Below are 26,067 nucleotides of genomic sequence, written 5' to 3'. Positions count from 1 at the left end.
GAGGTCAGGCGGGGAGCGGGCGGCGGGTGGCCGGATGGGTGCGGAGTTTCGCGAAGGCCACGGCCAGGCCGACGGCCTGCAGGACGGCGCAGGCGGTGATGGCGTGGCCGAGCAGGTCCGGTGGTGTGAGCGCGACCAGGGCTCCGGCGAGGGGGAACGGCGCGAGGAGCAGCAGGATGATCAGCGAGAGGGTGCTGCCGAACACCTCGGCCGGGACGAGGTGGGCGCGCAGGGTGCGCAGCACCACGGTCATGCCCGCTTCGCCGGCCATCAGCAGCGCCACCAGGACCAGGAAGACGGTGTAGGTGTCGGCGGCTGCCAGAGCCAGGCAGGCCAGGGAGGCGAGGGCGGCTGCGGCAGCCCCGACCGGCCACAGGCCGGCGCGGTCGATCGCGAAGCGGGCGAGGGTGACCATGGCCAGGGAGGCGATGGCGGCGGCCGACCAGACGAGGCCGACCTGGCTGCTCGTGCCACCGAGTTGCTTGATGACCAGGACGGGGCCGGCGGCCTGCACGAGGCCGATCGCGCAGTTGGACAGCACCAGCCCGACGCACAACCACACCAGGGCGGGGAGCGACCGCAGGGTCCGCCATCCGATCTTGAGTCCCTGGGCGACGGGGACCGGGGCCTCTTGGGGCCAGACGGGACGCTGACGGGGGGCCAGGGCCGCGCCGAGCAGGGAGCAGGCGGCGATGATCAGGAGCATGCCGGTGGCGCCGCTGTACTGGAGCAGCACGCCGGCCAGGGCCGGGCCGGCCAGGGTGGCGCCCTGGTCGATGCCCAGCAGGACGGCCTGGACGCGGTGGGCATGGCCTCCGGCGTCCCGGCTCGCGGCGCCGCCCGCGGTCTCGGCCGCGATGTAGGAGAACTCCGTGAGGACGCCTGTCGCGGCGGCCAGCGTCATGACGGTGATCACGGCGCTCGTTCCCTCGCCCACGGAGGGCAGGACGGCGGCTGCGGCGAGGACGACCGCCGCGCGCAGGACCGAGGCGATGCGAAGGACCCGTGTGCTGCCGAACCGGTCCACGGCGGTGCCCGCGAGGGCGAACGCCCCAAGGCGGGGCACCCATTCGAGCATGAAGGCCAAGCCGGTCAACGTGGCTGAGTCGGTGACGGCCAGGACGAGCAGCGGGATGCCGTACGTGCTCATCGCGAAGGCGCCGGCATCGGCGGTGCGCGGGACGTAGACGCCGCGTACGGGTCCGAAGTCGGGAGTGCGGACATGTCGGCCGGTGGGTGGCCGCAGGACGGCAGCGTGCTTGGGGGGCATCGTCTTTCCGGGGTGGGGCGGATACGTTCGGGGAGCAGACCGGCTGGACGGTGACGACAGTCCGAGCGGGCGGCAACAGCGGCTAGCGGGGCGTCGAGACCGAGTGGCGCGGGTGGCTGTGGCGTGGGCGGCGGTGGCGGCCCAGGCGTCGGCCGGGGCCGAGTTTGGGGCGGGCGGCGGTCAGGACGGTCAGCGCAGTTGCGGCGCCCGCGGCGGGCAGGGCAGCGAGGATCTGCGGGCTGGTGGAGAGGGCTCCGGCGAGCGCGGTGCCGGCGGCCTGCCCGGTGCCGACCGAGAGGATCAGCCAGGCGTACGCCTCGGTCGTGCGGGAGGCCGGGGCGAGGGCGTCCACCGTGTGGAAGCCATTGGTGATGATCAAGGTGAGGAAGAGGCCCGGTATCCCCACGAGGCCGACGGCCGCTCGGGGGCCTGGGTCGGCCAGCAGGGGAAGCCAGCCAAGGAGGAACAGGAGGCTGGTGCAGAGAAGTTGCGTGGTCGTGGTGCCGGGCCAGGTCCTGCGGGCGTAGACCAGGCCGCCCAGGAAACTGCCGGTGGAGAACACGGCGGGAAGGAGCCCGGACAGCATCGGCTGCTCCTGTACGGCGGCCATGTCCGCGGCCCAGACGTTCATCGCGCCGAGCGTGAACCCGGTCCCCGCCAGACCGACGAACAGCATGACCAGCCCGCTGCTCATCAGCCGTCCGGTACCCGCGCCGCCCTCTGAAGTCGGCCGCCACGTCCTCGACGGACCGGCGGTCAGCACGATCGCCGAGCCCGTCAGGCCGAGTGCCGCGGTCGCCAGCAGAGCGGTATCGGGGCCATGAGTGGTCGCCAACCACGAGGCGAGCAGTGGGCCCACCACGTAGAGCAGTCCCTGCGAGCCGGTATCGAGGGCCTGCACGACGCGCCGCCGCCCCGCATCCGGCAGGACCGTCGGCCACAAAGCCCGCAGTCCGGCCTCCAGGGGCGGGGTGATCAGCCCGGCGAACCCCACGACTGCGGTCACCACCACCTGCTGTCCGTCGGCACCGACCCACGGGAGCGCCAGCAAGCAGGAGGAGTTGAGCACGGCGGCAGGGATGGAGATCCGGGTCTGCCCGTACCTGTCCATCAGCCGGCCCTTGACCGGCTGGGAGAGCCCCGAGGCCAGGCCGTAGAGCGCGGCGAGGAGTCCGCCGAACGCCAGCGTCCCGCCGCCCGCAGTGACCCACAAGACCAGCGAGACGGGGACCATGCCGTTGGGCAGGCGCCCGATCAGAGTGCCACCGAGCAGGCGAGCAACGTAGCGGCTGCCGAGGACCGATCCGTACGTGGCCGACGGGGCGGTGGCGGTCGAACGAGCGGTCAACGGGGGGCTTTCCGTCAGGGCTCAGCGCCAGGGCGCCGGGAGCGAGGGGATACCGGCGGCGGGCGGCCGGAACATGGCAGTGGTCGGTTGGGGTTCACCGGCTCGGTCCGCTGGTCGGTGCGGAGAACAGATCCACGGGCCGCCACCCGGTGGCCGGGGCGGGGGCCGGCGGCTGGGCTACGGCCACGGCCGGGCTGGTCTTGCGTGCCTGGTGGGCGGCCCACTGCCCGGAGCGGGTGGCGGCCGGGATGCGCGGTGCGCCCCAGACGGGGTGTGCCTGGGCCTCGGGAAGCGGGCGGGCGGTGGCCCAGGTCGAAAGAGCCAGGTAGATCGGGGCGAGGGCCTGGCCCGGGGCGGTCAGCTGCAGTGAGGCGGCGTCATCGCGGGCGACGGCCACCAGGCCGTCGTCGATGAGCCGGCGAATCGGCGGGTAGATCGCGCTGGGGCTGTGGTCGGGCATCGCCTCGGCCGAAAGTGCGGCCATGGTCGAAGTCCCGCGCGCCTTGAGGGTCCACAGCAGCACGGTGGCGTGGCGGTGACCGATCACGGCGAGGGTGTCCTCGGCGTTCTGCGCAGCCGGTATCCGCTCCGGCTCCGGCTTCCCGGTGACGCGATTGAGGACGAGGTTCTTCTCCAGGTGTCCGTCGCCCCAGCCCGCCAGGGCGGTCAGCGACGGCATCAGCTCCCGTCCGCGTGCGGTCAGGCCGTAGGTGACGTGCAGTCGGGTCTGGGCGGTGCGCTCGACGAGCCCGGCATCCAAGAGCGCCCGCAGCCGCGGGTGGAGCTGGCCGTCGCCGAGCCACGGCAGGTGCTCCTTGAGCTTGGTGTAGCGCAGCGGGCCGGGCTGGGAGGCCAGCGTCATCAGCACCCACACGCTCCAGCGCGGCGTGATCATCTCCAGCGCTTCGGCAACGCGGGGCAGGTCGTTGGAAGGCAGGCGGGCAGCAGCCAAGGCAGTAACTCCAGACGGCGCGGGGTGGACGAGAAAAAGGAGAAAGGAGAGGGGTCAGCGCGAGCGGGCGGGCCCGTCAGACGCGACCGGCGGCATGGCCGGTGTGACGGCCGCGGCCTGGGAGGCGGGCGCCGGGGACTCGGTGTCGGGGACACGAGCCAGGCTGTTCAGAACGTCACCGAGAACCTGGGCGTGGGAGTCGCGGACGGTGACTGCGTGTGCCAGGCGGCGGGTGGCATCGGAGATGTGGCCGACATCCACGGATTCGATCGTGCGGTCGGGGTGAGTCAGCCGGTGGAGCTGCTCGGTGTGGAAGGCGACGGCGCGGTCGGCGTACTGCAGGGCGTCGAAGCTGTTGAGCAGGGCGTAGCGCATGCTGCCGGGCACGGCGTCCGCGGCGAGGCCGGTGACCGGGCGGCCGTAGAGCGCTTCGATCTGCGCGCCCGCCGCCCGGGAGGCGGCGTACGGATCGGGCACTCAGCGCCCCCGGGCCGCCGCCACGCCCTCGACGCCGGTGGGCGCGGGCCGTAGGCCGCTGCCCACGACGGCGGACCGGACCTGGAGGGGGGCGGCCGGCGGACGGGCGGCTGGCGGCGGCATCGCGGAGAGCAGCTTCTCCAGCGCGATGCGGTAGCCGGTGCGGCCGGCCAGTGCGGCCTCCAGCCACTCGGCGTCAAACCGGAGCGTGTCCGAGGACAGCGAGTCCAGTTCGGCGTCGGGGGCCATGGCCGCGTGGACACGGTCGCGGACGCGTACGACCTGGGCCTCGGCCAAGGCGAGGAAGGCGCGCAGTTCCAGGGCCCGGACCAGGGCGGGCGAGCTGCCGGGGCGGACCGCGCGCTGGTGCAGCTGGTCCAAGGGCCCGCCGAACACCTGCTCCAGGCGGGCGTCTTGGGTACTGGGCTTGCGAGCGTCGCTCATCGGGCACCGCCCCTGATCCGCGCGGGCTGCGCCGGGACGGCAGTGGGCAGGGTCGTTGTCACCCGGGGTCCGAAGCGCCGCTGGATGCGGGCCTGCTCGACGGGGGACTCCAAGAGGAACCGGAGGACCTGCGCCCGACCGTCACGGGCGGCAACCGCGAAGTTCACACGGTGGGCCAACTCCATCACCGGGTCGTCCAGCACGTCCCCCGGCGCCGTCTCCAGCGCGGAGACCAGAGCATCCTCGGCCGTCTCCACCCCCTGCTGCGCCTCGGTGAGCAGCGCGTACCAGCGGACCACCTGGGTGGCACTGGGGTTGGCGTGCGGAGCGGCCTGGACGGCCTGGGCCAGTTCGGGCAGACCCAGGCTGAACTGGGCCTCGATCCGCTCGGCGAACAAGCCGAGCACGTCGCCGTCGAAGACGTCGGGGATGTCGGACACGAAAGGTGGCTCCTGGAAGAGGGGAACGTACGGGTGGGTCAGTTCGGGCGAAGGCTGCCGTCGCGACGGAGGTCGCCGTCGTCAACCCAGCCGGTGATGCCCGAGGCGGTGGTGACGTGCAGCCAGGCGCCGTCGGTGACCGAAGCCGTGAACGGCTCCCCGCGCCGCAGCACACCGACGGCCGTGGAGTCACCGTCGGCACGGGCATGGACTGCGACGGCGAGCACCGGCTCGGCCCGCCGAGCCGTAAGGGGCGTGACGGGGCTGAGTACCGCGATGGCGGCGGAACGGGATGGGGTGCCGCTCAGGACGGTGGCGGTGATGGACGCGGGTGTGTGGCACACAGCGGATGGCTCCAGACCAGGCAGAACAACAGGAAGTGACCGCCCTCAGTGGGGCGGTGGTGTTGCAAAGGGTCCGGAGAATCCCCGGTTTCCGAAACCGGGGATCGGCGGCTATATTGCGCGCCGCCGGTCCGCCGAAACGGGCTCGGCGAAAGCCGTGTTCAGCGTCCTTGAGGCCGACGGGAGACCGGCGGCACGGGTGTCGCCGGGGCGGTCTGGGCCGGGCTGCGGCGTGCGGTCGGAGCCGGCGGCGGCAGCGCCGGGGCCTCCTCGTCCGACCATGCCTCCCACCAATCCACCGCTGCGGCGTACGTCTCGAACCCGCCTTCCCGCAGGGTGTGGCTGTTGGAGTCCCAGTCGAACTGCTCCAGCAGGATCCGGAATTCCGGCGCCGCCTGGGGGTCAAGGGAGCGCAGCATCACAACCGTCTGTACGGGGTCGCGCATGTCGTCGGTGTAGCTGGCCAGCAGGGCGAAGTGGTCACCATCTCCGCGGACGCGCGCCTCCAGGGCCCTGGTGCGGTCGTCTGCGGGGTCGTGCACACCCTCCGGTGCGTCGAGCGCGTCGGAGGGACAGCCTCGGGCTATCAGGTACGACTGGGCCATCGCGTACAGCGGGAGTTCCTTGGAGTCGACCTCGAAGGTGCGGGCGCGCAGGTCACGGGAAACGTGAACGGCTCGGAGCTGCGGGCTTCCCGGAATGCCGTACGTGGCTCCCTCGTCGAGGAGGACGAAGTAGGCGTCGGTGTACGTGCGGTACTCGCCGAGCACCTTGAAGGAAGAGATGTCGAGATCTTCGTAGTGCTGCTGATGGCCGTCATCGGCGGGCTCGAAGCCGTCCAGTTCGTAGTCGGGTTGGTGAAGAGGCACGTGTGGCGGGCTTCTTTCTTCAGGGGCGGAAGGGGACGAACCCCGGGGCACCTTGGGTCAGTGCTGTCGGGCTTGTGCCGGCCAGGCCCCGGCCGGGCGGGCAGGCAAAGGCGTGGCCATGGCGGGTGGGCGGCGGGTGCCGAGCAGCGCGGTCCGGCCGGTGTCGGTCAAGGCGAGCGGCTGGCCGACGGTTAGCGCTCGGGACGTGTCCCGGGTGACGAGTCCGTGGGATTCCAGGCGCTGGAATGCCGGAAGGTCGATGAGACGGCCCTGGACTGTTCGGACCGAGACCCGGTGGGTGAGGAGGTGTTCGCGCATCGTGCCGCCGCCGGCGAGCGAGAGGAGCGCCGCGAAGTCGTGCGCCGTCAGCTCGTCGTCAGCGGGGACGAGGGCCGGGGCGGCGTCCTTGACCGCCTCCAAGGCGGCAGCGACACCCTCCTGCAGCCGGTCGCGGGCGGCCGTGGCCTGGGCCAGGTCGTGCACGGTCCGGCGCAGGCGGTCCAGGAGCGGGGTATCCACGGGGTAGCTGCCGGAGGACAGGCGCTTCAGTACGTTGCGGTGGTAGGCGACCGCGCCCTCGGCATTCACCAGTTCCCGGTGTACGGCAGCGAGTGCGGCCCGCTCCGCCGGGAGCAGCCCGCGGAGGTGGTCGTGGTGCAGGACGGTCAGGTCGCCGACGACTTGCTCAATGGCGGCGTCCAGGGCGGTTGCCGGGGATTCGCGGGCGGTCACGACGGGCGGCAGTCGCAGTCGGCCGGGATGGCGACCAGAAGGGCCGAGCGGCGGTAGGACTTGCTGCGCCGGCCGTCGCCGAGGGTGATGTCGCGGCTGGCCACCTCGTACGGGCGCAGCAGGGTGGCCAGGCGGGTCTGGGTGAGTTGCGCGTACGGCCAGCGTCCCTCGGCGATGCCAGGCAGGGTGCGCAGCTCCGCGACGAGGTCGGCGGAGGACAGCGCGTCCGGACTGCCGCGGAAGGCGAAGACGTCCAGGCAGGCGGTCAGGATGCACGGGGCGGCGAAGGCGGAGACCGCGTTCTCGGCGGGGCGGCTCAGGGCGGTCGGCGGCTGCTCGGAGTCGGCGCACGGCGGGCAGCAGCTGTCGGCGCCCAGGAGGTGCGAGACCTGTCGGCCCGCCTTGGCGTGCTCGACGAGCAGATTACTCAGGTCATCGAGTTCCTTATCCTGGGCGGCTTCGGTGGTGGGCTGCGGTCGGCTGGCCCAGGCGCTCAGTTCCGCCTCCACCTCCAGCTGACGCTCGCGTGCATCCAGCAGGGCCTGGTGGCGCGGGTGCGGAGCCGGGCGGGGCTCGAGGAGGGCCGTCATCAGAGCCTGGAGCAGGGAGGAGGACTGGGCGGTGAGGTTGGTCATCGCGAAGGACCCTTCGGGGAATTCGTGGTGGCGAGGCGGGCGGGTGCGGGGAGTCCGGGGACCGGGAACGCCGCGGCTGGAGGCGCCGGCGTGAAGGCAGGGCGCGGCCGGACTTGTGGCGAGAGGGAGCGAGCCGCGTACGCGCGGGGCCCGGCTGCGGGGCGGGGGCGGCCGACGCGGGCCCGGACGGTGTCGTAGATGTCGTGCTTGGCGCGGGGGCGTACGGCGACGATGTGGACGTTGGTGCGGTGGCTGGAGCCGGGCGGGGCCGGGCGGTAGTCGTAGACGATGCGGTACTGCACCCGGGAGCCGAGGTAGAGCTTGCGGTAGCCGGTCAGCTCGGCGGTGAGTTCGGGCCCTCTCACCTGGGCGCGCACGACGTCCTGGATGAGGGCGAGCCCGAGGTCGCGCATGTCGCCCGGAGCGGCGAGCAGGTCGTTGAGGGCCTCGGGGTGAAAGGAGAGGCCGAACGCTGGCGGAGGCTGCGGTGGGTGCGTCACAACGCGGCCCCGTCCGGGGCCAGGGTGCCGCCGGTCGTCTGGGCCTCCGACTCGCGGACGGCGGACCGCGCGGAGGGGCCCGGCCCGCGCAGCAGGCGGTGCTCGGCACGGTCCGGGTCGGTCTGGCAGGCGCTCAGGGGGCCGCCGGGGGCGCGGACGTAAGCCATGCAGTGGGTGAGGAAGTCCCGGTGCCACACGAACATGCCACTGGGGCCGGCCTCGGGGTCCTTGTGCTGCTGGTAGGCCATCCACAGCGCGTGCAGCCACGCGACGACGTCGAGGTGCTCCTGCCACTGCTCGCACCATGGCGCCGCGGTGGTGATCTCGGCGCCGTAGACGTCCATGAGGTGGTCGTCCACCCAGTCCGTCAGCGCAGCGATTTCGTCCTCGTACTCCTCGCCTTCCAGCTCCAAGATCGGCTTGGGGTCCGGCGGCGGGGCGGGGGCGGTGAACGACGGCATGCCGGGGAACCCGGCGAAGGGCATGCTCGCGGCCATCGGGGCCACAGGCGGCGCGGAGGCCAGTGTGTCGATCATGCGGGCCTGCTCGGCCGACTGGTCGAGCAGCTTGCGGACGGACGCCTCGATCGATTCGAGGTCAGCGTCCGGCAGACGGACCGGCTCCATTTCCCCGCCATGGCGGGGCTCGGCAGGTTCGGACACGAAAGGGGTTCTCCTTGCAGCCAGGGCCGTGAATTCGATGGCCCTGATGGTCCGGAGAATCCCCGGTTTCGGAAACCGGGGATCTGCCGCTATATTCCGCCTGCCACGGGATCGGGCTGTGGTGCAGCTCGGTCAGGAGGTCAGGGCGAAATCGTCCTGGGAATGCACCTGATGGGTGGTATCGGCGAGGCGCTCGGAGGCAACAGCCGCGTACTCCTTCGTCTTCTCGATGCCGATGAAGTCGCGTCCCTCCAGCAGCGCGGCGACCCCGGTGCTGCCCGATCCGGCGCAGAAGTCGAGCACGGTGCCGCCGGGCGGGGCGATCTTCACCAGCTCCCGCATCACCTCGACCGGCTTCTGCGTGATGTGCCGGCGAGCCTTGCCCGAGGGCTGCGAGGCGCTGTACAAGCCGGGCAGGTAGACCGGGTTCGCGGCGGCGTCGATCTTGCCCTTCGCGCCCCAGACGATGAACTCGCAGTCCTGCCGGAACTTACCCTTCTGCGGCCTGGCCTGCGGCTTGTGCCAGGTCAGGACGCCCAGCCACAGCCAGCCAGCGGCCTGGAGCGCGTCCGTGGTCGCCGGCAGCTGCCGCCAGTCGGTGAACAGCAGCGCCGTGCCCCCGACCTTGGTGGCCCGGTGGGCCTCGGTCATGATCTGGGTCAGCCAGAGCGTGTACGAGCGCTGGTCCATGTTCTCGCCGGTGAAGTCCGGCAGGGCGTGCTGGGCGTCTGCGGAGACGTACTTCTGGCGGGCAGAGCGGCTCGTGCGCTCCTTGGCGGTTCGGCCGCCGCTGTTGTACGGCGGGTCGGTGATGACGGAATCGGCGCAGCCGTCGGGCAGAGTCGCGAGCACGCTGAGGGCGTCGCCCTGGTGAAGGGAAAACGGCAAAGGGGAACCCCAATTCGGTGAGGGATGCAGACGGGAAGGCTCCAGACCGTGCGGCGGCCATCGCAAGATATGCGGGCAGGCGGCGCGGGGAGGTCCCAAACTGTAGGTGACGATTCCCGGTTGAGACGCATCGCCGACCAAGAACTCCGGAAATCAAGCGGATTCCGTCCGTGATTTCGGTGACCGGGGATTCGGGCTTACTGTCTTGTCACTGCCCGGCGGACACCGCTGATGGCGACCCTTCCCCGTTTCCCCTCTCCCGCAGGAGGCCCCTGTGTTCCGTCCGTGACCCCGCACGCAGCCATCGCTGCCGCCTCGCCGTTCCCTGCCCGCCCGCCGCAGACCCTGACAGGGAGGCCGCCCATGTACCGCCCCTGCTGACCTCGCCCGTGTTCCCCGCAACTGCGCCGGCCGAGGAGGTGCCGCTCATGTTCCGCCCGTAATCCCCTTCCGCCCTGGTGGGCGAGGCAACGCCCACCTGGCACCCCAGTTCGATCCCGGTTTCCCGCCCCGGCACCCCTCCAGGAGTTCGCTGATGTTCCGCCCGTAAGGCTCCCCGCCGTCCCGCTCTTCGCCAGCCCGCCGCTGCGGGCCGCTCCTTGAACGTCCCAGGAGGCACACCCATGTTCCGCCCGTAACCTCCCCCGTCCCACCGGGTGTGTGAGGCAACACGCACCCGAGCCGGGGCTCTTCGTCCACCTCCACCGCTCCGGCCGCACGGCCCTTCCCCTTTCACACCGTGCGGCCGGGGCCCCACCCCCGAGGACCTCCCCGTGACCCCTTCCTCTCCATCGCCACGTGACATCCCCGCAGCCCGCCGGCCGGAGGCCGCCCGGGAGTGAAAGGCATCGCCGCCGCGATCGGCGTGCTCTGCCTCTCCCCCGCCCTGCTGGCTGGCACCGCCGTCCTCGCCGCAGCCGCGAGCCACTCCTCGAGCCCGGGCACCTCCTGCGTCACCGACTCGGTCGACACCGACGCCGTACGGCGCCAGGTCGCCGCCGTCCTCGGCGGGTCAGGCGCTCAGAACGTCCACGTCGAGGGCCTGGACCTGCCCGCCGAGCAGATTCCCCACGCCCGGACCATCGTCGCCACCGGCATCACGCTCGAAGTGCCCGAGCGCGGCCAGATCGTGGCCCTGGCCACCGCGATCCAGGAGTCCCGGCTGCGCAACCTCAGTTACGGCGACCGCGACTCGCTGGGCTTGTTCCAGCAGCGGCCCAGCCAGGGTTGGGGTACCCCCGCCCAGGTGCGCGACCCCGTCTACGCCAGCACGAAGTTCTACCAGGGCCTGCTGAAGGTCCCCGGCTGGCAGCAGATGACGGTCACGCAGGCCGCGCAGGCCGTCCAGCTGAGCGGTTTCCCCGACGCCTACGCCCAGTGGGAGCCTCTCGCCCGCGCTCTGCAGCAGGCCATCGTCCCGACGCTGAAGGGCTCCGGGCCGCCCACCGAAGGCCAGACCCCGGGCATCCCGGCGACGGACCCATGCGCTCCGGGCGAAGAGGGCAGCGGCTCCGGACCGATCCCCGAAGGGGCGGTCCCCAAGGGGTATTCGATCCCCGCCGACGCCGATCCCCGCGCCAAGACGGCCATCACCTGGGCCATGAACCAGCTCGGCACCCTCTACCAGTGGGGCGGCTCGTGCCTGGCTCCGCACGGTCCGGACCCGATGGGCCGTTGCGACTGCAGCTCGCTGACCCAGCAGGCGTACAAGAAGGCCGGGATCACCCTGACCCGGACCACGTACACCCAGATCGCAGAAGGCCACGCCGTCCCGCTGAACCAACTTCGCCCCGGCGACCTGGTGTTCAGCCGCGGCACCCCGGCGGTCCCGGAGCACGTCGGTATCTACGCCGGCCACGGCTACGTCATCGAGGCCCCGCGCACCACAAAGCCGGTCCGCTTCAGCACCCTCGCCGACTACGCCGCCCACAGCGCACGCCGTCTCCCGTGACACCGGTCCGCCCGGCCAGCCCTTGAGGCACCGGGCGGACCGGACCACCTTCGCGCCGCAGAGCGCCCCTTCCCCCTCCCCTCTCCCCCCTTTCCTTCCTGTTCCCCGGCAGGGCCCGTCGTGTCCTGCGCATGCAAGGAGCGCACCACCATCTCCCCCGCCAATCTCACCCCACCCCTGTCCGAACGCCTCACCCTGCTTGCCTACGATCCGGGCGTCTCGCCCAAAGGCGGCGGCCTGCCCGGCCTCGACGTCCTGCGCACCGTCGTGAACTCGATCAACCTGTTCGGGATCGTGGCCGTGGTCGGCGCCCTGGCCGTCAGCCTCGGCGTCTGGGCCTGGGGCCACCACTCCGGCGGCCACCAGGCCGAAGCCAACGGCAAGAAAGGCGCGGTCGTGTCCGCAGCCGCCGCCCTCGGCTTGGGTGCGGCCAACGGCATCGTGGCGTTCTTCAGCGCGCTCGGCCAGCAGGTCCGATGAGGAAACGTTCCCTCGACGTGCTCGGCCTGGGCTGGCAGCCACCCCGGCGCGTCCTGCTTTTCGCCGGTGTACTGGCCGCGCTGCTGGTCCTCGCCGGCGCCGTCGCCTGGTGGACCGGGAGCCACCAGAGCCCCGAGGCATCCGGTAAGCAGACCAGCCCGACCGGTGCACCGAAGGCCCCCTCTGCTCCCGTACCGACAGCGCCCGCAGGAGGGTCCACGGTCGCCGGGCCGCCTCCGATCTCCGATCCACTCGCGTTCGCCCGGGCGAGCGCGGTGATGCTGTGGACCTTCGATGCCCGCACTACCAGCCGCGACGCCCAGCTCGCCGGCATGCACAGCTGGCTGACCGGCGAGTCCGCATACGCGGACTGGGACTCCGTCCAGGCCCAGATCCCCGACCCGGTGCTGTGGTCACGGCTGAAGGACAACGGCCAGCACGCCAGCGCCACCACGTCGGAGGCGCACTTTCCGTCCGCGTTCAAGCAGGCCCTGGCCGACAACCCGCAAGCCATCACCGAGGCGTACATCTACGCCGTCACGGTGCGCGGCAAAACCCAGCTCGCCTGGAACGGAGGCGGAGGCGGTGCCGAAGACCGGCAGATCACCCTCGCCGTCCAGTGCCGACCCGGCAAGGACTGCCGCCTGGTCGCCATAGCCCCGCGCGTCGCCCCGTAGCCACCGCCTGTACCACCCGAAAGGACGCCCGACGTGGGCTTTTGTGACCTGCCTGTCGCCGGCTACCTCTGCAAGGCCGGCGATGTGATCGACTTCGCCTCCGATCCCGCCGGCGCGATCGGGAAGTGGATGGCGGAAAGCGCCGGTGACGTCGCCGCCGCCGCGGCGGACCTCGCGTCCAAGGCCATCGACCGCACCACCAACATCGACCTCGGCGCGGGATGGTTCCGCGACAACTACGAGACGATTCTGCCGATCGGCCTGCTGATGCTCGTCGCGACGTTCTGTGCGCAGCTGGTGAGAGCCGCGATCAAACGCGACGGCCAAGCCCTAGCCCAAGCGGTGACCGGAACGGCCTCCGGCGTCTTGTTCGCCTTCTGCGCCATCGCCTTCACCACCGTCGCCATCGAAGTCGTCGACGCCCTGTCCAACGGGCTGTTCGCGGCTTCCGGGACGGACATCTCCTCCGCCGTGCGCAGGATCGTCAAGGTCCAGCAGATCAGCTCCATCGCCGGAATGGGCTGGCTCGTCGCAGTCGTCGCGGCCCTCGGCAGCGCGATCGGAGCGTTCCTGTTCTGGGGCGTGATGATGGTCCGCAAGGTCGGCATCCTGATCCTCGTCACCTTGGCCATTTTCGCCGGAGCCGGCGGCGGCTGGGAAGCCGCCCGACGGTGGCGCCGCGGCTGGATCGAGGCCACCGCCACCCTCGTCGTCTCCAAGCTGCTGATGACGATCATCTTCGTGCTCGGCATCGCAGCCATGGGCAAGACCGATGCCAAGGACGGCGTCGCCGCCCTCGCGGACGTCGCCGCAGGCATGGTCATCATGCTCATGATCCTGTTGTGCCCGTACATGACGTTCAAGTTCGTGCACTGGGCCGCTGAGGGAACCGACGGCGAGTCCCTCCACCGCGCCGGCGGCGCCGGCGCGACGGTTGCCCGTCAGCACGCCGAGAACGCGGCGCGCAAGGCTGCTGCGGCGGCCACCGGCGGCGCGGCGGCCGGAGCCGGCGCTGCCGGTGGTGGCGCCGAGGCTGCGGGCAGCGGCGGGGGCTTCCCCGGCGACATCGCCTCCAACCCGACCGGCGGCATGGACATGGGCAAGGGCGACTCCGGCGGCAGCTCCGGCGGGGGCTTCCACGACCTGATGGAGCAGGCCGCGCCCCCGCAGGCCCGGACCGGAAGCGGCCAGGACACCGGCCAGGCAGACGGTCCGCCGAGCTGGAGCGGCCCCGGATCCCAGCAGAGCGGGTGGAGCACCAGTGCGCCCGCCGATCCGATGCCTCCGGCCCACGGCGCTCCGGCCAACGGTGACAGCGCCTCCCAGACCGGCTCGCCGACCGGCCTGTAGTCCCTCCGCCAGCCCACCCCGGGGCAGGGCCACCACACTCCCTGCCCCGGGCCGACCCGCCCCGGGAACCGTCCTTGTCCGAAGTCCTCCCCCTCACCGTCAAATTCCCCACCCGGTCACGGCGCGGGATCCTGCTGGGCCTCTCCCTCCCGCAGCTCGTCCTCGTCTCCTCGACCCTGGCATTGCTGCTGGTGGCCGTGCTGACCGTCGGCCTGATGGGCGCCGTCGCACTGGCCCCCGTCTGGATCACCACCGCCGTCCTGGTCGGGGTGCGCCGGGAAGGCCGGTCCCTGATCGACTGGGCGCCGCTGGTGGCCCGCTACGCCCACCGCCGCCGTACCGGCCAGACCATGTGGCGGGCCCGGCCCGTCTCCCGCCCCCAGGTCGAGGGACTGCTGCACCTGCCCGGCACCACCGCCTCCCTGCGCGTGGCCACCGCCGCCTCCGGCGCCTCCGCGATCCACGACCCCCACCGCCAGACCCTCACCGCCGTCGCCCGGGTCAGCTCCCGCGCCTTCGCACTTCTCGATCCGGCCACCCAGAACGCCAACGTGAGCGCCTGGGGCAGGGCGCTCGCCGGCATCGCCCGCACCGGGCACGTCGCCACCGTCCAGGTCTTGGAACGCACCGTGCCCGACTCCGGCGACAGCCTGGCCCGGCACTGGACCGAGCACGGCAACCCTCAGGCCCCCGTGGCCGGACACATCTACTCCGCGCTCGTCGACTCCGCCGGCCCCGCCGCCGCACCCCACGAGGCATACCTGGCTATCGCCCTGGACCTCAAGGCCGCCAAGCGCCTGATCGGCCAGGCAGGCGGAGGACTCCACGGCGCGTTCACCGTCATGGGGCAGACCACGGCGTCCGTCGCCCAGGCCGCCCGCGGCGCCGGGCTCACCGTCACCGGCTGGCTCGGCTCCCGCGAGATCGCCGCCGTGCTGCGCACCGCGTACGACCCCGCCGCCACAGCCCGGCTGCAGCAGTGGTCCTCCACCGGCCGCGCCGAAGCCGACCCGGCCGCCGCCGGCCCTGTCGCCCAGGTCGAGGAGACCGACCGGGTCATCACCGACAGCGCCCGGCACGCGACGTACTGGATCGAGAACTGGCCGCGGACCGAGACGAGTTCGGGCTTCTTGCACAGCATCATGTTCAGCACCGGCGTCCGCCGCAGCTTCTCCCTTATATACGCGCCGCAGGGCATCGAGTCCGCCCTGCGGGACGTCCAGCGGCGCAAGTCCGCGATCATCTCGGACGCCTCCGAGCGCCGGCGCCGCGGCCAGGTCGAGTCCGAAGCCGACAACGTCGAGTACGCCGACGTCAAGACCCGCGAGAAGCAACTGATCTCCGGACACGCCGACGTCGCCCTGACCGGACTGCTCACCGTCTCCGCGGACACCGACCAGGCCCTGGACGCCGCCTGCGCCCAGCTGGAGACCGCCGCTGCCAGTGCCCAGGTCGACCTGCGGCGCCTGCTCTTCCAGCAGACCGACGCCTTCACCACCTGCGCCCTCCCCCTCGCCCGCAACACCCTCTAGCCCCATCCGCCCGCCGCCCCCGGCATCCCCCTCCACGAGGAGCCCCTTGACCCCTGACGAACACCCCGTCGGCGACGCCCACCCGTACCTCCGGGCGGCCACCGCCGGCCTTCGCCACCACACCCGCCTCCTCGCCACCCGTGCCGGTCAGCCAAGCGACCGACACCACCTCGACACCCTCCACGCCCACCTCACCGACCTGCACCGCCTCCTGGAGCAGCTCGCCGAGCACACCCGGCCCGAACGACCCGCCTCGGGACGTCACCTGGCCACGGCCCACACCCGCCTGTGGCAGGCAGCCGACGCCGTCCACGCCGCCTTCCACCTGCTCCCCGCCGCGTCTGACGGCACCGGCTGCCACCCAGAGCGGCTCCCGGACGGCCCGCCCGTGCTGACCATCTGCCAGCGGCACCTCGCCGCCTCCCACGTAGTGCGGCGCAAGACCACCCCCGCCGACCTCGCGTCCTGACCGCCACCACCCCGGAAGCGTCCTCTTGTCCCACCGCCGCGAAGCCAGCGCGACCCCCCTGTTCACGCCACAAGGCATCGGCCGGGCCCAGCGCCGCGCCCTGCGCAAGCAGACCGCCCGCGCCGAGGCCCGCGCCCGCGCCGCCGCCGGCCCCAGCTCCGAGCAGCAGCCCGCCGAGGCCGTCTACCCCGAGGCGGCCTACCCACCCGCAGGGCGGCCGGGCCCCTTCTCCGCCCGCGGCAGCCGCCTCAAGCTCCCCGCCCACCGCATGACCACCGCCGTCGCGAGCGCCGCCTACCCCTTCCTCGCCGAAGGCGGACTCGGCGCCGACGGCATCTACATCGGCAAAGACCTCCACGCGGAGGGCAGTTTCACGTTCGACCCCTTCGAGCTGTACGGAAAGGTCGAGGGCTTCACCAATCCCAACGTGCTGCTGGCCGGTGTGATCGGGCAGGGGAAGTCCGCGCTCGCCAAGAGCCTGGCGCTGCGCTCCGTCGCCTTCGGGTACCGGGTGTACGTGCCGTGCGACCCGAAGGGGGAATGGACGGCCGTCGCCCACGCCCTGGGCGGTGCGTCCATCGCCCTCGGGCCCGGGCTCCCCGGCAGGCTGAACCCGCTGGACGCGCCGCCCCGGCCTCCCTCGGTACCGGAGGCGGAGTGGGAGGGGGAGGTACGCAAGCGCCGCCTGCTGCTGCTCGGCTCCCTGGCGCGTACGGTCCTCGGCCGCGACCTGCTGCCGATGGAGCACACCGTCCTGGACGTCGCGCTCGGCACCGCCGTCGCCCGGGCCTCCGCGTCCGGCAGGCCCCCGCTGCTCGGCGACGTCGCCCACGCCCTCGCCGACGGGCCGGGTCTCGACCTGGCTGGCGGTCTGCTGGCCGGGCGCCTCGGAGACGCAGCCCGCGACCTCGCCCACGCCATGCGCCGACTGGTCTTCGGTGACCTGGCCGGGATGTTCGACGCTCCCTCCACCACGGCCTTCGACCCGTACCGGCCCATGCTGTCCATCGACCTCTCACGCCTGGGCGGCACCGACGACGCCGCCCTCGTGCTCGCCATGACCTGCGCCTCCGCCTGGATGGAGGCAGCCCTCACCGACCCGTACGGCGGCCGGAGATGGGTGGTTTACGACGAGGCGTGGCGATTGATGAGGCATCCGGCACTCCTGATGCGCATGCAGGCCCAGTGGAAGCTGAGCCGCGGCCTGGGCATCGCGAACTTGATGGTGATCCACCGGCTGTCCGACCTGCTCACCGCGGGCGACGCCGGCAGCCAGAGCCGGGCCCTGGCCGAGGGCCTGCTGGCCGACTGCTCCACCCGCGTGATCTACCGGCAGGAGACCGACCAGCTCGCAGCCGCCGCCGGACTCCTCGGTCTGACCAGCGTCGAATCCGGAGCGCTGTCCCACCTGACCAGGGGCCGCGGTCTGTGGAAGGTCGCAGGTCGAAGTTTCGTGGTTCAGCACCAGTTGCACCCCGCTGAACTGCAACTTTTCGATACAGACGCCCGTATGCACTGACCGGTGAATCGTTCAACCAACCCGGGAACCCATGCCTTCAGCACGCGCCGACCTGTCCCTGTTCGCCTCCGCGCTCGCCGCCCGTCTCCCCGGGCAGTGGACGAGCAACTACCGACTGCACCTCACCTTCGAAGACCAGTGCGCCACCATCGACCGTCTCTGGGACCGCGGCCACGTCGAGTACATCGTCAGCCAGTACGTCCTGGGCCACGAGGCCGTCCTCCACGGTCCGGACGGCCAACACCTCTACGTCACCGACCGGCCTTTGCGGCCACGTCAGTTCGTCGTCGCTCCGCTGGGCCCCGACGTCGAGCCGCACCATTTCGTGGGCATCGAGGAACCCAACGGGATCGCGGTCCCCAATGATCCCGTCCGTGCCGCCGCCCACATCGCGCGGCGGCTGCTGCCCCGTTACGAATCCGCCCGCGACGCGGTGCGCCGCAGTCTCGTCGACCGGCCCGAGCCCCCGCACCGCAAGGCCCCGCCGCAGGTCGACCGAACCCTCACCTTGACCTGGTACGAGGACGGGGTGGTCGGGGCGCCGTACGAGGACGTCCTGGAGGAAGCCAGGGAAGTGCTGTACGTCCACGGATTCCAGTACGTGCCCCACCAGGCCGCGTTCCTCCTCCCCGCCTCCTACGGCGAGGCCGACCGCGCCGTACGCATCCAGGCTGTCGCACTCCGGCTCGCCGCAGCGGGAATCGGCGTGAACCTGCGTCACGCCACGCCCACCGCCACGCGACCCCGCCCACCGGCCGTGGCCCGGCCCATACCCGCACTGCTCGCAGCCCCTGTCGTCCGCGCCCGCTGACCACCTGCACGAAGGGATCCTCCATCAGCACCCGCAGCTTCATCGCCCGCCCCACTGGTACCGGCTACGAGGGCATCTACTGCCATTACGACGGCTACCCCGACCATCAGCTCCCTCTCCTGCTCGGCGCCGCCCGCTACCGCTTCGGCGGTGACCTCGACGCCCTTCGCCGCCACCTCATCGATGGCCCCCACGACTGGAAGCAGCTCGGCATGGACCTCCTGGACCGGGCCCCCGACAGCGTCCGGGAGCGGCTCGACCCCCGCAGCGACCTCGGTCCGAGCGCACCCTTCGACAACGTCTTCAACGTTGACGGCACCCCCGCGAAGCCGATCCCGGTCACCGACGCCAACGCCGATGCCATGGGCCTGGAATGGGGCTACGTCCTACACGACCACGGCATCGAGGTCATCGCCCTGACCTGGTACGACAGCGGTCCCATTGTGTCCTGGGACACTGACCCCCTCTCCCGGATCTCCGGCACCCCCTCGCTGTGGGACTCGAACCGGCCCGCGCCCATCCAGGCCCCCGCCGCCCCACTGAAGATCACGAAGCCGGTCACCCCGGCACCCGCACCCGCCCGACCGCGGATCACCCGCTGAACGCCCCGCCCATGGACCGCACTCCGGAGAAGTCTCTGTCCGCCCCGCAGATCACCGTCGTCATCGCCACCCAGCTCCGCCCCGAGCGCCTGCCCTACCTGCAGGAGATGCACGCCAGCCTCACCCGGCAGACCGTGCCCTGGGAGGCAGTCCTCGTCCTCGACGGCGCCGACCCCGCCCTCGTGCCTGCCCCGATCACCGCCGACCCCCGGATCCGGACCCTCGCCCTGCCTCGCCCGGTCGGCGCCGCCTGCGCCCGCAACCTCGGCCTGAACGAGGTGCGCACCGAGTTCGTGAACTGGGCCGACGACGATGACGTCTTCCCCGACTGGAGCCTGGGCGTACGTCTGGAGACCTTCACCGACGAGCTCGGGTGGGTCGCCGGATACAGCGAGGACTGGCTGCCGGACGGCTCCCGGCGCCTGTGGGAATGCCCGGCCCCGCCCGGCTATCACGCCGCCGGCGACGTGGTGACGTACTGGCCCCGGCCGCAGGACACCCTCCCCGTCGGGCCGACGACCATCCTGGCCCGCACCCGCCTCGTGCGCGCGGCGGGCGGCATGGGCGGACTCGTCCAGGGCGAGGACTACATGGCGGCCGTCGGCGTCACCGCGCTGGCCCCTGGCGTGCTGCTCCCGCTGCCCGTCTACCGGTACCGCAAGCACGACGGACAGATGACCCGCGGCGAGCAGTACGAGGATCTGGAGCTGGCCGCCCGCCGCCATGCCCACGCGTTCGGCCACGGCCTGCGCAATGCCCTCACCAACCGGGCGTGAGCATGAACGACCACACGGCGCCCCGTTCCAGGGGCCTGGCACAGATCATCCTCGCCCTCAGCCCGGCCGACGGCCTGGTCGCTGTCCCCGTGGGCGAGCAGTACCGGTGGGCCGACACCGCCCTGCGGCTCACACCCGGATTCGAGCGGCGCCCCGACTGCACATACGCCCTGCACGACGTAGACACGGCAAAACCCAACCTGCTCGCTCTCGCAGAGAACGCGCGCCGACACCGCGTCCACCTCTTCGGCGGCGCCCGCCCGTACCTCGGCGACTACGCTGCCGCGCTGGCCGACGGCCTGCCCGGCTCCTGGACGGTGAAGGTCGAGATCTACGCCCACCCGGTGTGGCAGGAAGACCTCGTCCCCCTCCTGTGGGACGCGGGCGAACTCATCGACTCCGTGGAGCACATCCGCATCCCATACGCCGCCCAGCTCACCAACGGCACAGGCACCGAACTCCTCCTGGCCGAACGGCCCGGCAGCGCCCACGAATACCTACTCGGCGCCTTCGCCAGCGCCACCTTCGACGACAACTACGCCGACCCACACGCCCCCAGCTCGGTCGTGTTGCCGCCGGATGCGGCCCATGCCGCCGGCCTGGTCACCGGCACGTTCCTGCCCGCGTACGAGCAGGCAGTCCACGAACGGCTGCTGGTTGCCGTCGAAGCGGCGCACGGCAGGCTCGAGGAACTCCATACGGCATGGACGGCAATCCAGCAGTCCGGCCGCTACAACGACGGCACCCTCCTGGACCCGGCCACACTCGGACACATTGAGCAGCAGTACCTCGATGAGACGTCCGTGGAGTGGCGCCGCCTCAGCCCCCACGCCGCTGAACTCCTCGCCCGTGTGCGCTCTGCGGCAGGTGGCGAGGACTCCGCCTCCCTGGACCGGCTCCACCAGCTGCTTCACCCGGCCGCGGCGGTCTCCATGTGGCCGGCGCCGCCGTCCTCGCCTGCCGCCCTGCCGCCAGGCACGGCCGAGACGCTCCGCCGGTGGCGGACCGACGCGCCGACCCTGCTGCGGCAGGCCAGCGCCGCCCGACCCGTCGGCCCTGCGGCCACGGTCCGGCCTGCACTTCCCGCTGCCGGCAAGGCCGCGTCCTCCCTCCCCGGACGAGCGCCCCGCAGCCGATGACCTCCCCCGACCATCAGGACGCCGCCCATGCAACCGCACTTCCATTTCGGGCTGCACGCCGAGCACGGTGTGGTCGCCCGTCCCACCACAGCCATCACTTCCCACCTCGCGGCCTGGTACCTGGAGCGCGAGCAGTTCGAACCAGTACCGGGCCGTGCGGATCTGTTCCGGCTGACCCAGCCCGATCACGACCTGCGGCGCCGCGCCCGACAGACCGTCCATGACCTCCGTCGACATGGGTTCACCGTGCATGCGGACCTCTCCCTCGATCCAGCGGAAACCGCCCCGCCGAACGCCCCGGTCCAAGCGAACTCCGCGGCCGAACGGCTGGCTCGCATCGCCCGGGCCGCTGCCTCCCGACCTCCGCAGCACCGCGTGAACGCCCCCCAGGTTGCCTCCGTGCCCGTAACCGCTCTCGGCGCCCACTCCTCGGCTGCCAGACGAGTCCGGTGACCACGACGGGCCCCCTCCCCGGCCTGGCAGCCACACCGCGCCGACACGACCCCGACCCAAGGACACCTGCCCTGCCGCCGACCGCCACCATCACCCTCCACCGCACCACTGCCGGCACCCTGACCGGCCACGCATCCGGAGCGCGTCACCAGTGGGCCGAGACCTGCCTGACCCTCGCCAGCTTCACCGCGGACCCGTACGGAATCCACCAACTGCCCATGGACGATCCCGGCCAGGCCCGCGAGGCTCTCCACCAGCTACGTCAGAGCGCTCAGGACCTCGACGTCGCCGTCATCCTCAGCGAGCAGCCCTTCCTCGGCGATGTCGCTGACCGAATCGCCCACGCCCTGCCCGGCCGGTGGACGGTGATGGTGACCGCGCATCCGGAACCCCACGCACAGCACGGCCTGCTGGAGTCTGTATGGGCCTCTGGCCCTTCGGGGGGAGCGCTTCACAATGCCCTGGAGACCAGCCATCCGTCGGTCTCCGCCCATCTGCGGCGCGACGGCGACGGCGCCTGGCTCGTCCTCGTCCACGACGCGTGGCACGCCCATTACGTGGTCGGCGCCATGCTCCCTGGCCCGGACGAACTCGACGCGGTCGCGTCGGAGGGGCCCGCCTGCGTCACCGCACCCACCGTCGAAGCGATTGCCGCTGCCGTACGGGACCGGTTGCTGCCGGACTACGCCGCCGCGCTCCTGCGCGGTCAGCTCGCCGAGGCCGAAGAAGACCTGCGCTGGGCCCAAGAATCCTATGAACCCGGCGAGATCCTTGAACCATTCGATCCCGCGCTGGCCGGGGCGCTCGCCAGGTTCCTCAACCAGGTCCCTCGTCTCATCGCTCACGTGCGCCAGCCCCAGGCTCTGCAGCTGTCTCCACACGAGACGGCGTTCCTCGACTCCTTCGAGGCAACTCTTGAGTCTGACGGGCAGGACGGGACGGTCGCGATGTCGCTCTGGCTCACCGAGGGGGACCAGCTACTCGATCTCGCCCGGAACCCCGACCGGCCACGGCTCGCACCGCCACCGGCCACCCGCCGCGTGCCGGGACCGGCGCCCGTACTGAGCGCAGCACGCTCCCGCTGACCAGGCTGCCCCGCCCTCCGGGCATGGAGTCCGACCCGCTGGCCGTCGCGGGCGCCGAGTGCCCCCGGCTTCCTGGGCGCCTCGCCATACCGCTGTGCGACCGGCCCACGCGACCGGTCCAGCCCTCCACCCCTTCTGTTGCAAGGAGTTCCCCGTGGCCATCCCCACGTCTTTTGAGGTCGTCCACAGCTGTGGACACACCAACACCCATGACCTGTCGAGTCGTTCAGCGGACCAGCGCGCTGGATACGCCCGCTGGCTCGCCGCCCGGCAGTGCACCGACTGCTGGCGGGCCGATCACCAGGCGGATGCCGCCAGCACGGCCGAGTGGCTGGCCGCCAAGCGCGCCGAAGAACAGACCGCCGCTGCGGACTGGGCAACCCAGTTCGACATGCCGCCCCTTGAGGGACCCGAAAAGATCCTGGGCTGGGGCGAGCGCACCCGCCACCAGCTGGTGACCCGCGCGTACGCCGCGCTGGTCACCGAAGGCACCTGGGACGAAGCCGACTGGGCCCAGCTGGAGGAGCAGGTCCGGCTGCTGACGAGGGCAGGGTGGTGGGTCGACCAGCGCGAGGCCGAAGGGACCGATCTGCCCGAGCTGCTGGAGGCCGCCGATGACCGCGACCGGCCCACGGAGAACCCGTTCCGGTAGGCCGGGCGGCGCGCAATATAGCCGCCGATCCCCGGTTTCGGAAACCGGGGATTCTCCGGACCCTTTGTCTTCCACCGCCGCCCAGCGTCTTCGTGGAAGGACCTCCGTGCCCGAGACCCGCCCCGTCTACCTCCCGCCCGACCCGCTCACCCCCGACCGGGACATCACCCACCAGCACTTCCGCCCCGGCGAGCACGTCGTGGTCCTCAAGGGCGCCGCCGGCGGAGAGTTGTGGGGCGACGCGATGAAGGTCGTGGCCCCTTCCTGGCACACCCCGACCGACGAGGACGGGTGGAGGCTGCTCGATCCCAACGGCGGCGACCGGTCCTACGTCACCGCCCACCCGCGCTACCTGGTGCACCTGTCCAAGCGGTGCCCGGAGTGCCTGATGCACCAGAAGGCGCTGCGGGAGTACCTCGGGAATGCCGAGGAGGCCGTGGACTGCAGCTGGTACTCCCTGACCGCCGTCAATCAGCTCGTCCACGTCGCCGACGCCCGCCCCGGCCGGTGATCACCGCCGTCCTGCCACGGCGCGAAGGCGCCGGCCCGCAGCCGCCCCTCGAAAAGCCCGACCCCGAGCGAGACCATGATCATTGAAGTCCACTCCCGTGACGTGACCGCCGACGAAGCCCTCGCCGAGGCGCTCGGCCGCGAGATCAGCATGGAGGAGGGCCTGACCACCGAGCCCGGCGGCACGGTGGTGGCCCACTGGAACCGGCTGGACCACTACACCGACGACGACCGGATATGGGAGTCGGCGACGTGGGCCGACCATCTCGCCGACCCGTCGCTGGAGCACCCACTCGCCTCCGGGCCCGCCGGCGACCGGCGCGCGATCCTCCACATCACCGCACACCTGCATCCGCTGGACCGGGAGTTGAACCACGCCGAGTGGTCCGAGATCGGCTATCGGATCGCCCGTGTCGCAGGTATCGCGCCACCCGGCGACGACGCGGCAGGACGGTGGATCGCCGTCCAGGGCCAGCCCGGCCGCCTGGACGTGATCGCCAACCTGATCCGTGCCGACGGCACTTGGAGTGCCCCTCCCCGCCGGCTCCTGCAGGCCCTGGTCACCGAGGCGCGGAACATCGCGGCCGACCTCCTTCTGCACTCCAGCCCCCAGCAGCGCTCCGGCCCCCAGAACCTGTCGGCCGGTCCGGCGGTCACCGCCTCCCCGCGGGTGCCGACCGCGACCGGCCCGCTCGCGGGAATCCTGCGGCAGCTCGCCGCCGAGCAGTCCGGCCCGATCGCCGCCGTGCGCCAGCTCGTGGAGGAGGTCGGCCGGCAGGCCGCCGCGCTGTCCGGCGACCAAACCGAAGCCGCCGCACGGGACTTGTTCTGGGCAGCCCGCCGCCTGTACGGGCTGCAGGAGCAGCTGGGCGAGATTGCCTCCCGACTCCAGCCTCCCGCGCCTCCGGCCCCCGTTGCGCCGACACCGCCCGTGCAGGCAGCCACCTCGGCCCGTGCGATGGCCCCGTGAACATGTCGGCCGCCCCGCGCAAGGGGCCGCCCATCACGGTCACCAGGGACGCGGACACCGGACGGATCACCGCCCGCGGCGGTGACGGGCTGGCCCAGGGCATCCTGGAACGCACGTTCTTTCTGCGCGAGGTTCGCGGGGTCACCTGGCACCGGATGTCGCCGACCGTCGAGCTGGCGGATCAGGCGGCCGTGGCCAAGCTCGCCGTCGCCCGGCTCCAGGCCGCCGGATACCGGGTACAGGCCGACGCGGAGTTCGCGACCTCCACGACCCAGCCCCGCTACGTGACGACGGGACGGTCGATCGCGAACCTCGCCGAGTCCATCCGCGAAACGGACAACCCTGCCGAGGTGTCCGACCGGCTGGAGGAGGTGACCGCCGCGCACGACGGCATCCTCGCCTCCCTGGGTCAGCTTCTCCACTCCCTTGCATCCGTCTACGACGGCCTCGGCGGACCTGCGGACCGGCACGTCGCGGCCCGGATGCGCTACCTGGCCGAGCACCGGCTCGGTCCCATCACCGCCGACCTGCTGCACACCCGCGCCGAACTCGCCGACCGCATCAGGGCCCCGGCCCGTCCGGGCACAGCCCTCCCCGCTGCCGCCCCGCCGGCCGCACCCGCCTCTACCGCCTCCGGACGGACCCGATGACCCCCGCCCCAAGTTCGAGGAGCCCATGTCCGCCCCCCGCACCCTGCCCGCCGACGACAGCCGCGACGTCGAGTCGTTCGCCACCGTCCTCTCCGAGGAACTCCCCGGCCACTGGACCATCCAGTATCACCAGCACGCCCGGCACGAGGAGCAGTTCACTCACGCCGAGAACGTATGGGACCTCAACGAGGTAGCAGCCGCGCTCGCCGAGTACGCCCTGGGCTCTGACGCCCACCTCGTCCGCGACGACGGCATGAGCCTGTACGTCACCGTCCACCCCCGGCATGAGGAGGAGTTCCTCGTCGCCGCCATCGCTCCGGCCGGCGTCGTCCCCGAGGCGTACGCCGGGGTACGCGAGCCTGACGGGATCGCCGTGCCCGCCGACGCCGAGCGCGCCGCCCGCGCGGTCACGGCAGATCTGCTGCCGCGCTACGACATCGCCCTGGCCCAGGTCCGGCACAACGCGATGAACCCCCCGCAGCCCGGGCCCGGTGCGCAGCAGGAGCAAGTGGTGATGACCTGGCTCGAGGACGGTTCCCTCGCCGCGGTCACCACCACCCGTCCCTCAGCCGAGGTCCTTCTCGCTGAAGGGTTCGTCTGGGAGAGCACAGCAAAGGCGTACGTGCTCGGCGGGGACGACACCCGGGCCCAGGCCCACGCCGTCCGGGCCGCCGGCGCCCGCCTCGCCCGCCTCGGTATCGCCACCGTGCTGCGCGCCGCCGCCCGCCCATCCGCGGAGACCACACTGCCCACGCCCCAGCCCGGCGCCCGGACCACCGCCCGAACCCGGTGACCGCGCCCGACCCGCGCCAGACCAACCGCCCCCAGCCATCGGCTGACACTCCTGACGGTCGGCCCCGTGTCCCGCTGCTCAGCGCGG

At 72.1% G+C, this 26,067-nt stretch carries 30 protein-coding genes; 17 read left to right on the top strand and 13 right to left on the bottom strand.

The features are described 5' to 3' along the window. Positions 1-4: 4 nt before the first annotated feature. The 13 genes from OG982_RS26790 to OG982_RS26730 form a co-directional block, all read right to left on the bottom strand. Positions 5-1,150 carry an MFS transporter gene (locus OG982_RS26790; RefSeq protein ID WP_266949980.1) on the bottom strand — a complete coding sequence of 382 codons (1,146 nt, stop codon included), beginning with the start codon at positions 1,148-1,150 and terminating at the stop codon, positions 5-7. Positions 1,151-1,352: 202 nt separating this feature from the next. Further along, positions 1,353-2,618 carry an MFS transporter gene (locus tag OG982_RS26785; protein WP_266949419.1) on the bottom strand — a complete coding sequence of 422 codons (1,266 nt, stop codon included), beginning with the start codon at positions 2,616-2,618 and terminating at the stop codon, positions 1,353-1,355. 94 nt (positions 2,619-2,712) lie between these two features. Further along, positions 2,713-3,570, bottom strand: a complete 858-nt coding sequence (locus tag OG982_RS26780; RefSeq protein WP_266949418.1) for a helix-turn-helix domain-containing protein — start codon at positions 3,568-3,570, stop codon at positions 2,713-2,715. Positions 3,571-3,624: 54 nt separating this feature from the next. Further along, on the bottom strand, positions 3,625-4,047 hold the full coding sequence (locus tag OG982_RS26775) for a hypothetical protein (RefSeq protein WP_266949417.1): 423 nt from the start codon (positions 4,045-4,047) through the stop codon (positions 3,625-3,627). Continuing rightward, positions 4,048-4,491: a hypothetical protein gene (locus OG982_RS26770; protein WP_266949416.1), complete on the bottom strand. Its 444-nt coding sequence runs from the start codon at positions 4,489-4,491 to the stop codon at positions 4,048-4,050. It abuts the gene before it with no gap. Beyond that, the gene (locus OG982_RS26765) at positions 4,488-4,931 is read right to left on the bottom strand and encodes a hypothetical protein (protein WP_266949415.1); all 444 of its coding nucleotides are present in this window, start codon (positions 4,929-4,931) and stop codon (positions 4,488-4,490) included. The genes OG982_RS26770 and OG982_RS26765 overlap by 4 nt, the downstream gene beginning before the upstream one ends. 38 nt (positions 4,932-4,969) lie before the next feature. Then, the gene (locus OG982_RS26760; RefSeq protein WP_266949413.1) at positions 4,970-5,275 is read right to left on the bottom strand and encodes an SH3 domain-containing protein; all 306 of its coding nucleotides are present in this window, start codon (positions 5,273-5,275) and stop codon (positions 4,970-4,972) included. Between the two features lie 161 nt (positions 5,276-5,436). Then, positions 5,437-6,144, bottom strand: coding sequence for a hypothetical protein (locus OG982_RS26755; RefSeq protein WP_266949412.1), 708 nt, complete (start codon positions 6,142-6,144; stop codon positions 5,437-5,439). A 57-nt stretch (positions 6,145-6,201) separates the two neighbouring features. Further along, complete coding sequence (locus tag OG982_RS26750) at positions 6,202-6,876, bottom strand: hypothetical protein (RefSeq protein WP_266949411.1); 675 nt, start codon at positions 6,874-6,876, stop codon at positions 6,202-6,204. Beyond that, a complete protein-coding gene (locus OG982_RS26745; RefSeq protein ID WP_266949409.1) occupies positions 6,873-7,511 on the bottom strand; it encodes a DUF3631 domain-containing protein in 639 nt (212 codons plus the stop codon). The genes OG982_RS26750 and OG982_RS26745 overlap by 4 nt, the downstream gene beginning before the upstream one ends. After that, the gene (locus OG982_RS26740) at positions 7,508-8,011 is read right to left on the bottom strand and encodes a hypothetical protein (RefSeq protein ID WP_266949407.1); all 504 of its coding nucleotides are present in this window, start codon (positions 8,009-8,011) and stop codon (positions 7,508-7,510) included. The genes OG982_RS26745 and OG982_RS26740 overlap by 4 nt, the downstream gene beginning before the upstream one ends. After that, a complete protein-coding gene (locus OG982_RS26735; RefSeq protein WP_266949979.1) occupies positions 8,008-8,637 on the bottom strand; it encodes a DUF4913 domain-containing protein in 630 nt (209 codons plus the stop codon). Before OG982_RS26735 ends, OG982_RS26740 begins: the two co-directional genes overlap by 4 nt. 168 nt (positions 8,638-8,805) lie before the next feature. Continuing rightward, entirely contained in the window at positions 8,806-9,561 is a 756-nt protein-coding gene (locus tag OG982_RS26730; protein ID WP_266949405.1) for a site-specific DNA-methyltransferase, read from the bottom strand. A gap of 838 nt (positions 9,562-10,399) precedes the next feature. Between OG982_RS26730 and OG982_RS26725 the strand changes: the two genes are divergently transcribed. The 17 genes from OG982_RS26725 to OG982_RS26645 all read left to right on the top strand — a co-directional run bounded on the left by OG982_RS26725 (position 10,400) and on the right by OG982_RS26645 (position 25,980). Beyond that, the gene (locus tag OG982_RS26725) at positions 10,400-11,512 is read left to right on the top strand and encodes a C40 family peptidase (RefSeq protein ID WP_266949403.1); all 1,113 of its coding nucleotides are present in this window, start codon (positions 10,400-10,402) and stop codon (positions 11,510-11,512) included. Positions 11,513-11,662: 150 nt separating this feature from the next. Then, positions 11,663-11,992, top strand: coding sequence for a hypothetical protein (locus tag OG982_RS26720; protein ID WP_266949977.1), 330 nt, complete (start codon positions 11,663-11,665; stop codon positions 11,990-11,992). Further along, complete coding sequence (locus OG982_RS26715; protein ID WP_266949401.1) at positions 11,989-12,669, top strand: hypothetical protein; 681 nt, start codon at positions 11,989-11,991, stop codon at positions 12,667-12,669. The genes OG982_RS26720 and OG982_RS26715 overlap by 4 nt, the downstream gene beginning before the upstream one ends. Before the next feature lie 33 nt (positions 12,670-12,702). Further along, the gene (locus tag OG982_RS26710) at positions 12,703-14,019 is read left to right on the top strand and encodes an ATP-binding protein (protein ID WP_266949399.1); all 1,317 of its coding nucleotides are present in this window, start codon (positions 12,703-12,705) and stop codon (positions 14,017-14,019) included. A 74-nt stretch (positions 14,020-14,093) separates the two neighbouring features. Next, the gene (locus tag OG982_RS26705; protein WP_266820186.1) at positions 14,094-15,551 is read left to right on the top strand and encodes an SCO6880 family protein; all 1,458 of its coding nucleotides are present in this window, start codon (positions 14,094-14,096) and stop codon (positions 15,549-15,551) included. Between the two features lie 46 nt (positions 15,552-15,597). Further along, on the top strand, positions 15,598-16,020 hold the full coding sequence (locus OG982_RS26700) for a DUF6238 family protein (protein WP_266949398.1): 423 nt from the start codon (positions 15,598-15,600) through the stop codon (positions 16,018-16,020). A gap of 25 nt (positions 16,021-16,045) precedes the next feature. After that, entirely contained in the window at positions 16,046-17,539 is a 1,494-nt protein-coding gene (locus OG982_RS26695; protein ID WP_266949397.1) for an ATP-binding protein, read from the top strand. Between the two features lie 31 nt (positions 17,540-17,570). Beyond that, positions 17,571-18,350, top strand: a complete 780-nt coding sequence (locus tag OG982_RS26690; protein ID WP_266949396.1) for a hypothetical protein — start codon at positions 17,571-17,573, stop codon at positions 18,348-18,350. 212 nt (positions 18,351-18,562) lie between these two features. Further along, positions 18,563-18,952 carry a hypothetical protein gene (locus OG982_RS26685; protein WP_266949395.1) on the top strand — a complete coding sequence of 130 codons (390 nt, stop codon included), beginning with the start codon at positions 18,563-18,565 and terminating at the stop codon, positions 18,950-18,952. An 11-nt stretch (positions 18,953-18,963) separates the two neighbouring features. After that, a complete protein-coding gene (locus tag OG982_RS26680) occupies positions 18,964-19,728 on the top strand; it encodes a glycosyltransferase family 2 protein (RefSeq protein ID WP_266949393.1) in 765 nt (254 codons plus the stop codon). Next, positions 19,725-20,867, top strand: coding sequence for a hypothetical protein (locus tag OG982_RS26675; protein ID WP_266949392.1), 1,143 nt, complete (start codon positions 19,725-19,727; stop codon positions 20,865-20,867). Before OG982_RS26680 ends, OG982_RS26675 begins: the two co-directional genes overlap by 4 nt. A 449-nt stretch (positions 20,868-21,316) precedes the next feature. Further along, positions 21,317-22,405 (top strand): hypothetical protein, encoded by a 1,089-nt coding sequence (locus OG982_RS26670; RefSeq protein ID WP_266949391.1) that lies wholly within the window; start codon positions 21,317-21,319, stop codon positions 22,403-22,405. A 154-nt stretch (positions 22,406-22,559) separates the two neighbouring features. Then, positions 22,560-23,057, top strand: a complete 498-nt coding sequence (locus OG982_RS26665; protein ID WP_266949390.1) for a hypothetical protein — start codon at positions 22,560-22,562, stop codon at positions 23,055-23,057. Between the two features lie 106 nt (positions 23,058-23,163). Beyond that, positions 23,164-23,568: a hypothetical protein gene (locus tag OG982_RS26660; RefSeq protein ID WP_266949388.1), complete on the top strand. Its 405-nt coding sequence runs from the start codon at positions 23,164-23,166 to the stop codon at positions 23,566-23,568. A 75-nt stretch (positions 23,569-23,643) separates the two neighbouring features. Then, on the top strand, positions 23,644-24,537 hold the full coding sequence (locus OG982_RS26655; RefSeq protein ID WP_266949387.1) for a relaxase/mobilization nuclease: 894 nt from the start codon (positions 23,644-23,646) through the stop codon (positions 24,535-24,537). Further along, positions 24,534-25,187, top strand: coding sequence for a hypothetical protein (locus tag OG982_RS26650; protein WP_266949385.1), 654 nt, complete (start codon positions 24,534-24,536; stop codon positions 25,185-25,187). The genes OG982_RS26655 and OG982_RS26650 overlap by 4 nt, the downstream gene beginning before the upstream one ends. Before the next feature lie 25 nt (positions 25,188-25,212). After that, positions 25,213-25,980: a hypothetical protein gene (locus OG982_RS26645; RefSeq protein WP_266949384.1), complete on the top strand. Its 768-nt coding sequence runs from the start codon at positions 25,213-25,215 to the stop codon at positions 25,978-25,980. Positions 25,981-26,067 lie beyond the last annotated feature (87 nt).

This window comes from Streptomyces sp. NBC_01551 (assembly GCF_026339935.1).
In the GTDB taxonomy this organism is placed as follows: domain Bacteria; phylum Actinomycetota; class Actinomycetes; order Streptomycetales; family Streptomycetaceae; genus Streptomyces.
The sequence above is the reverse complement of the archived record's forward strand: the minus strand, read 5'-3'. Positions and strand labels throughout refer to the sequence as shown.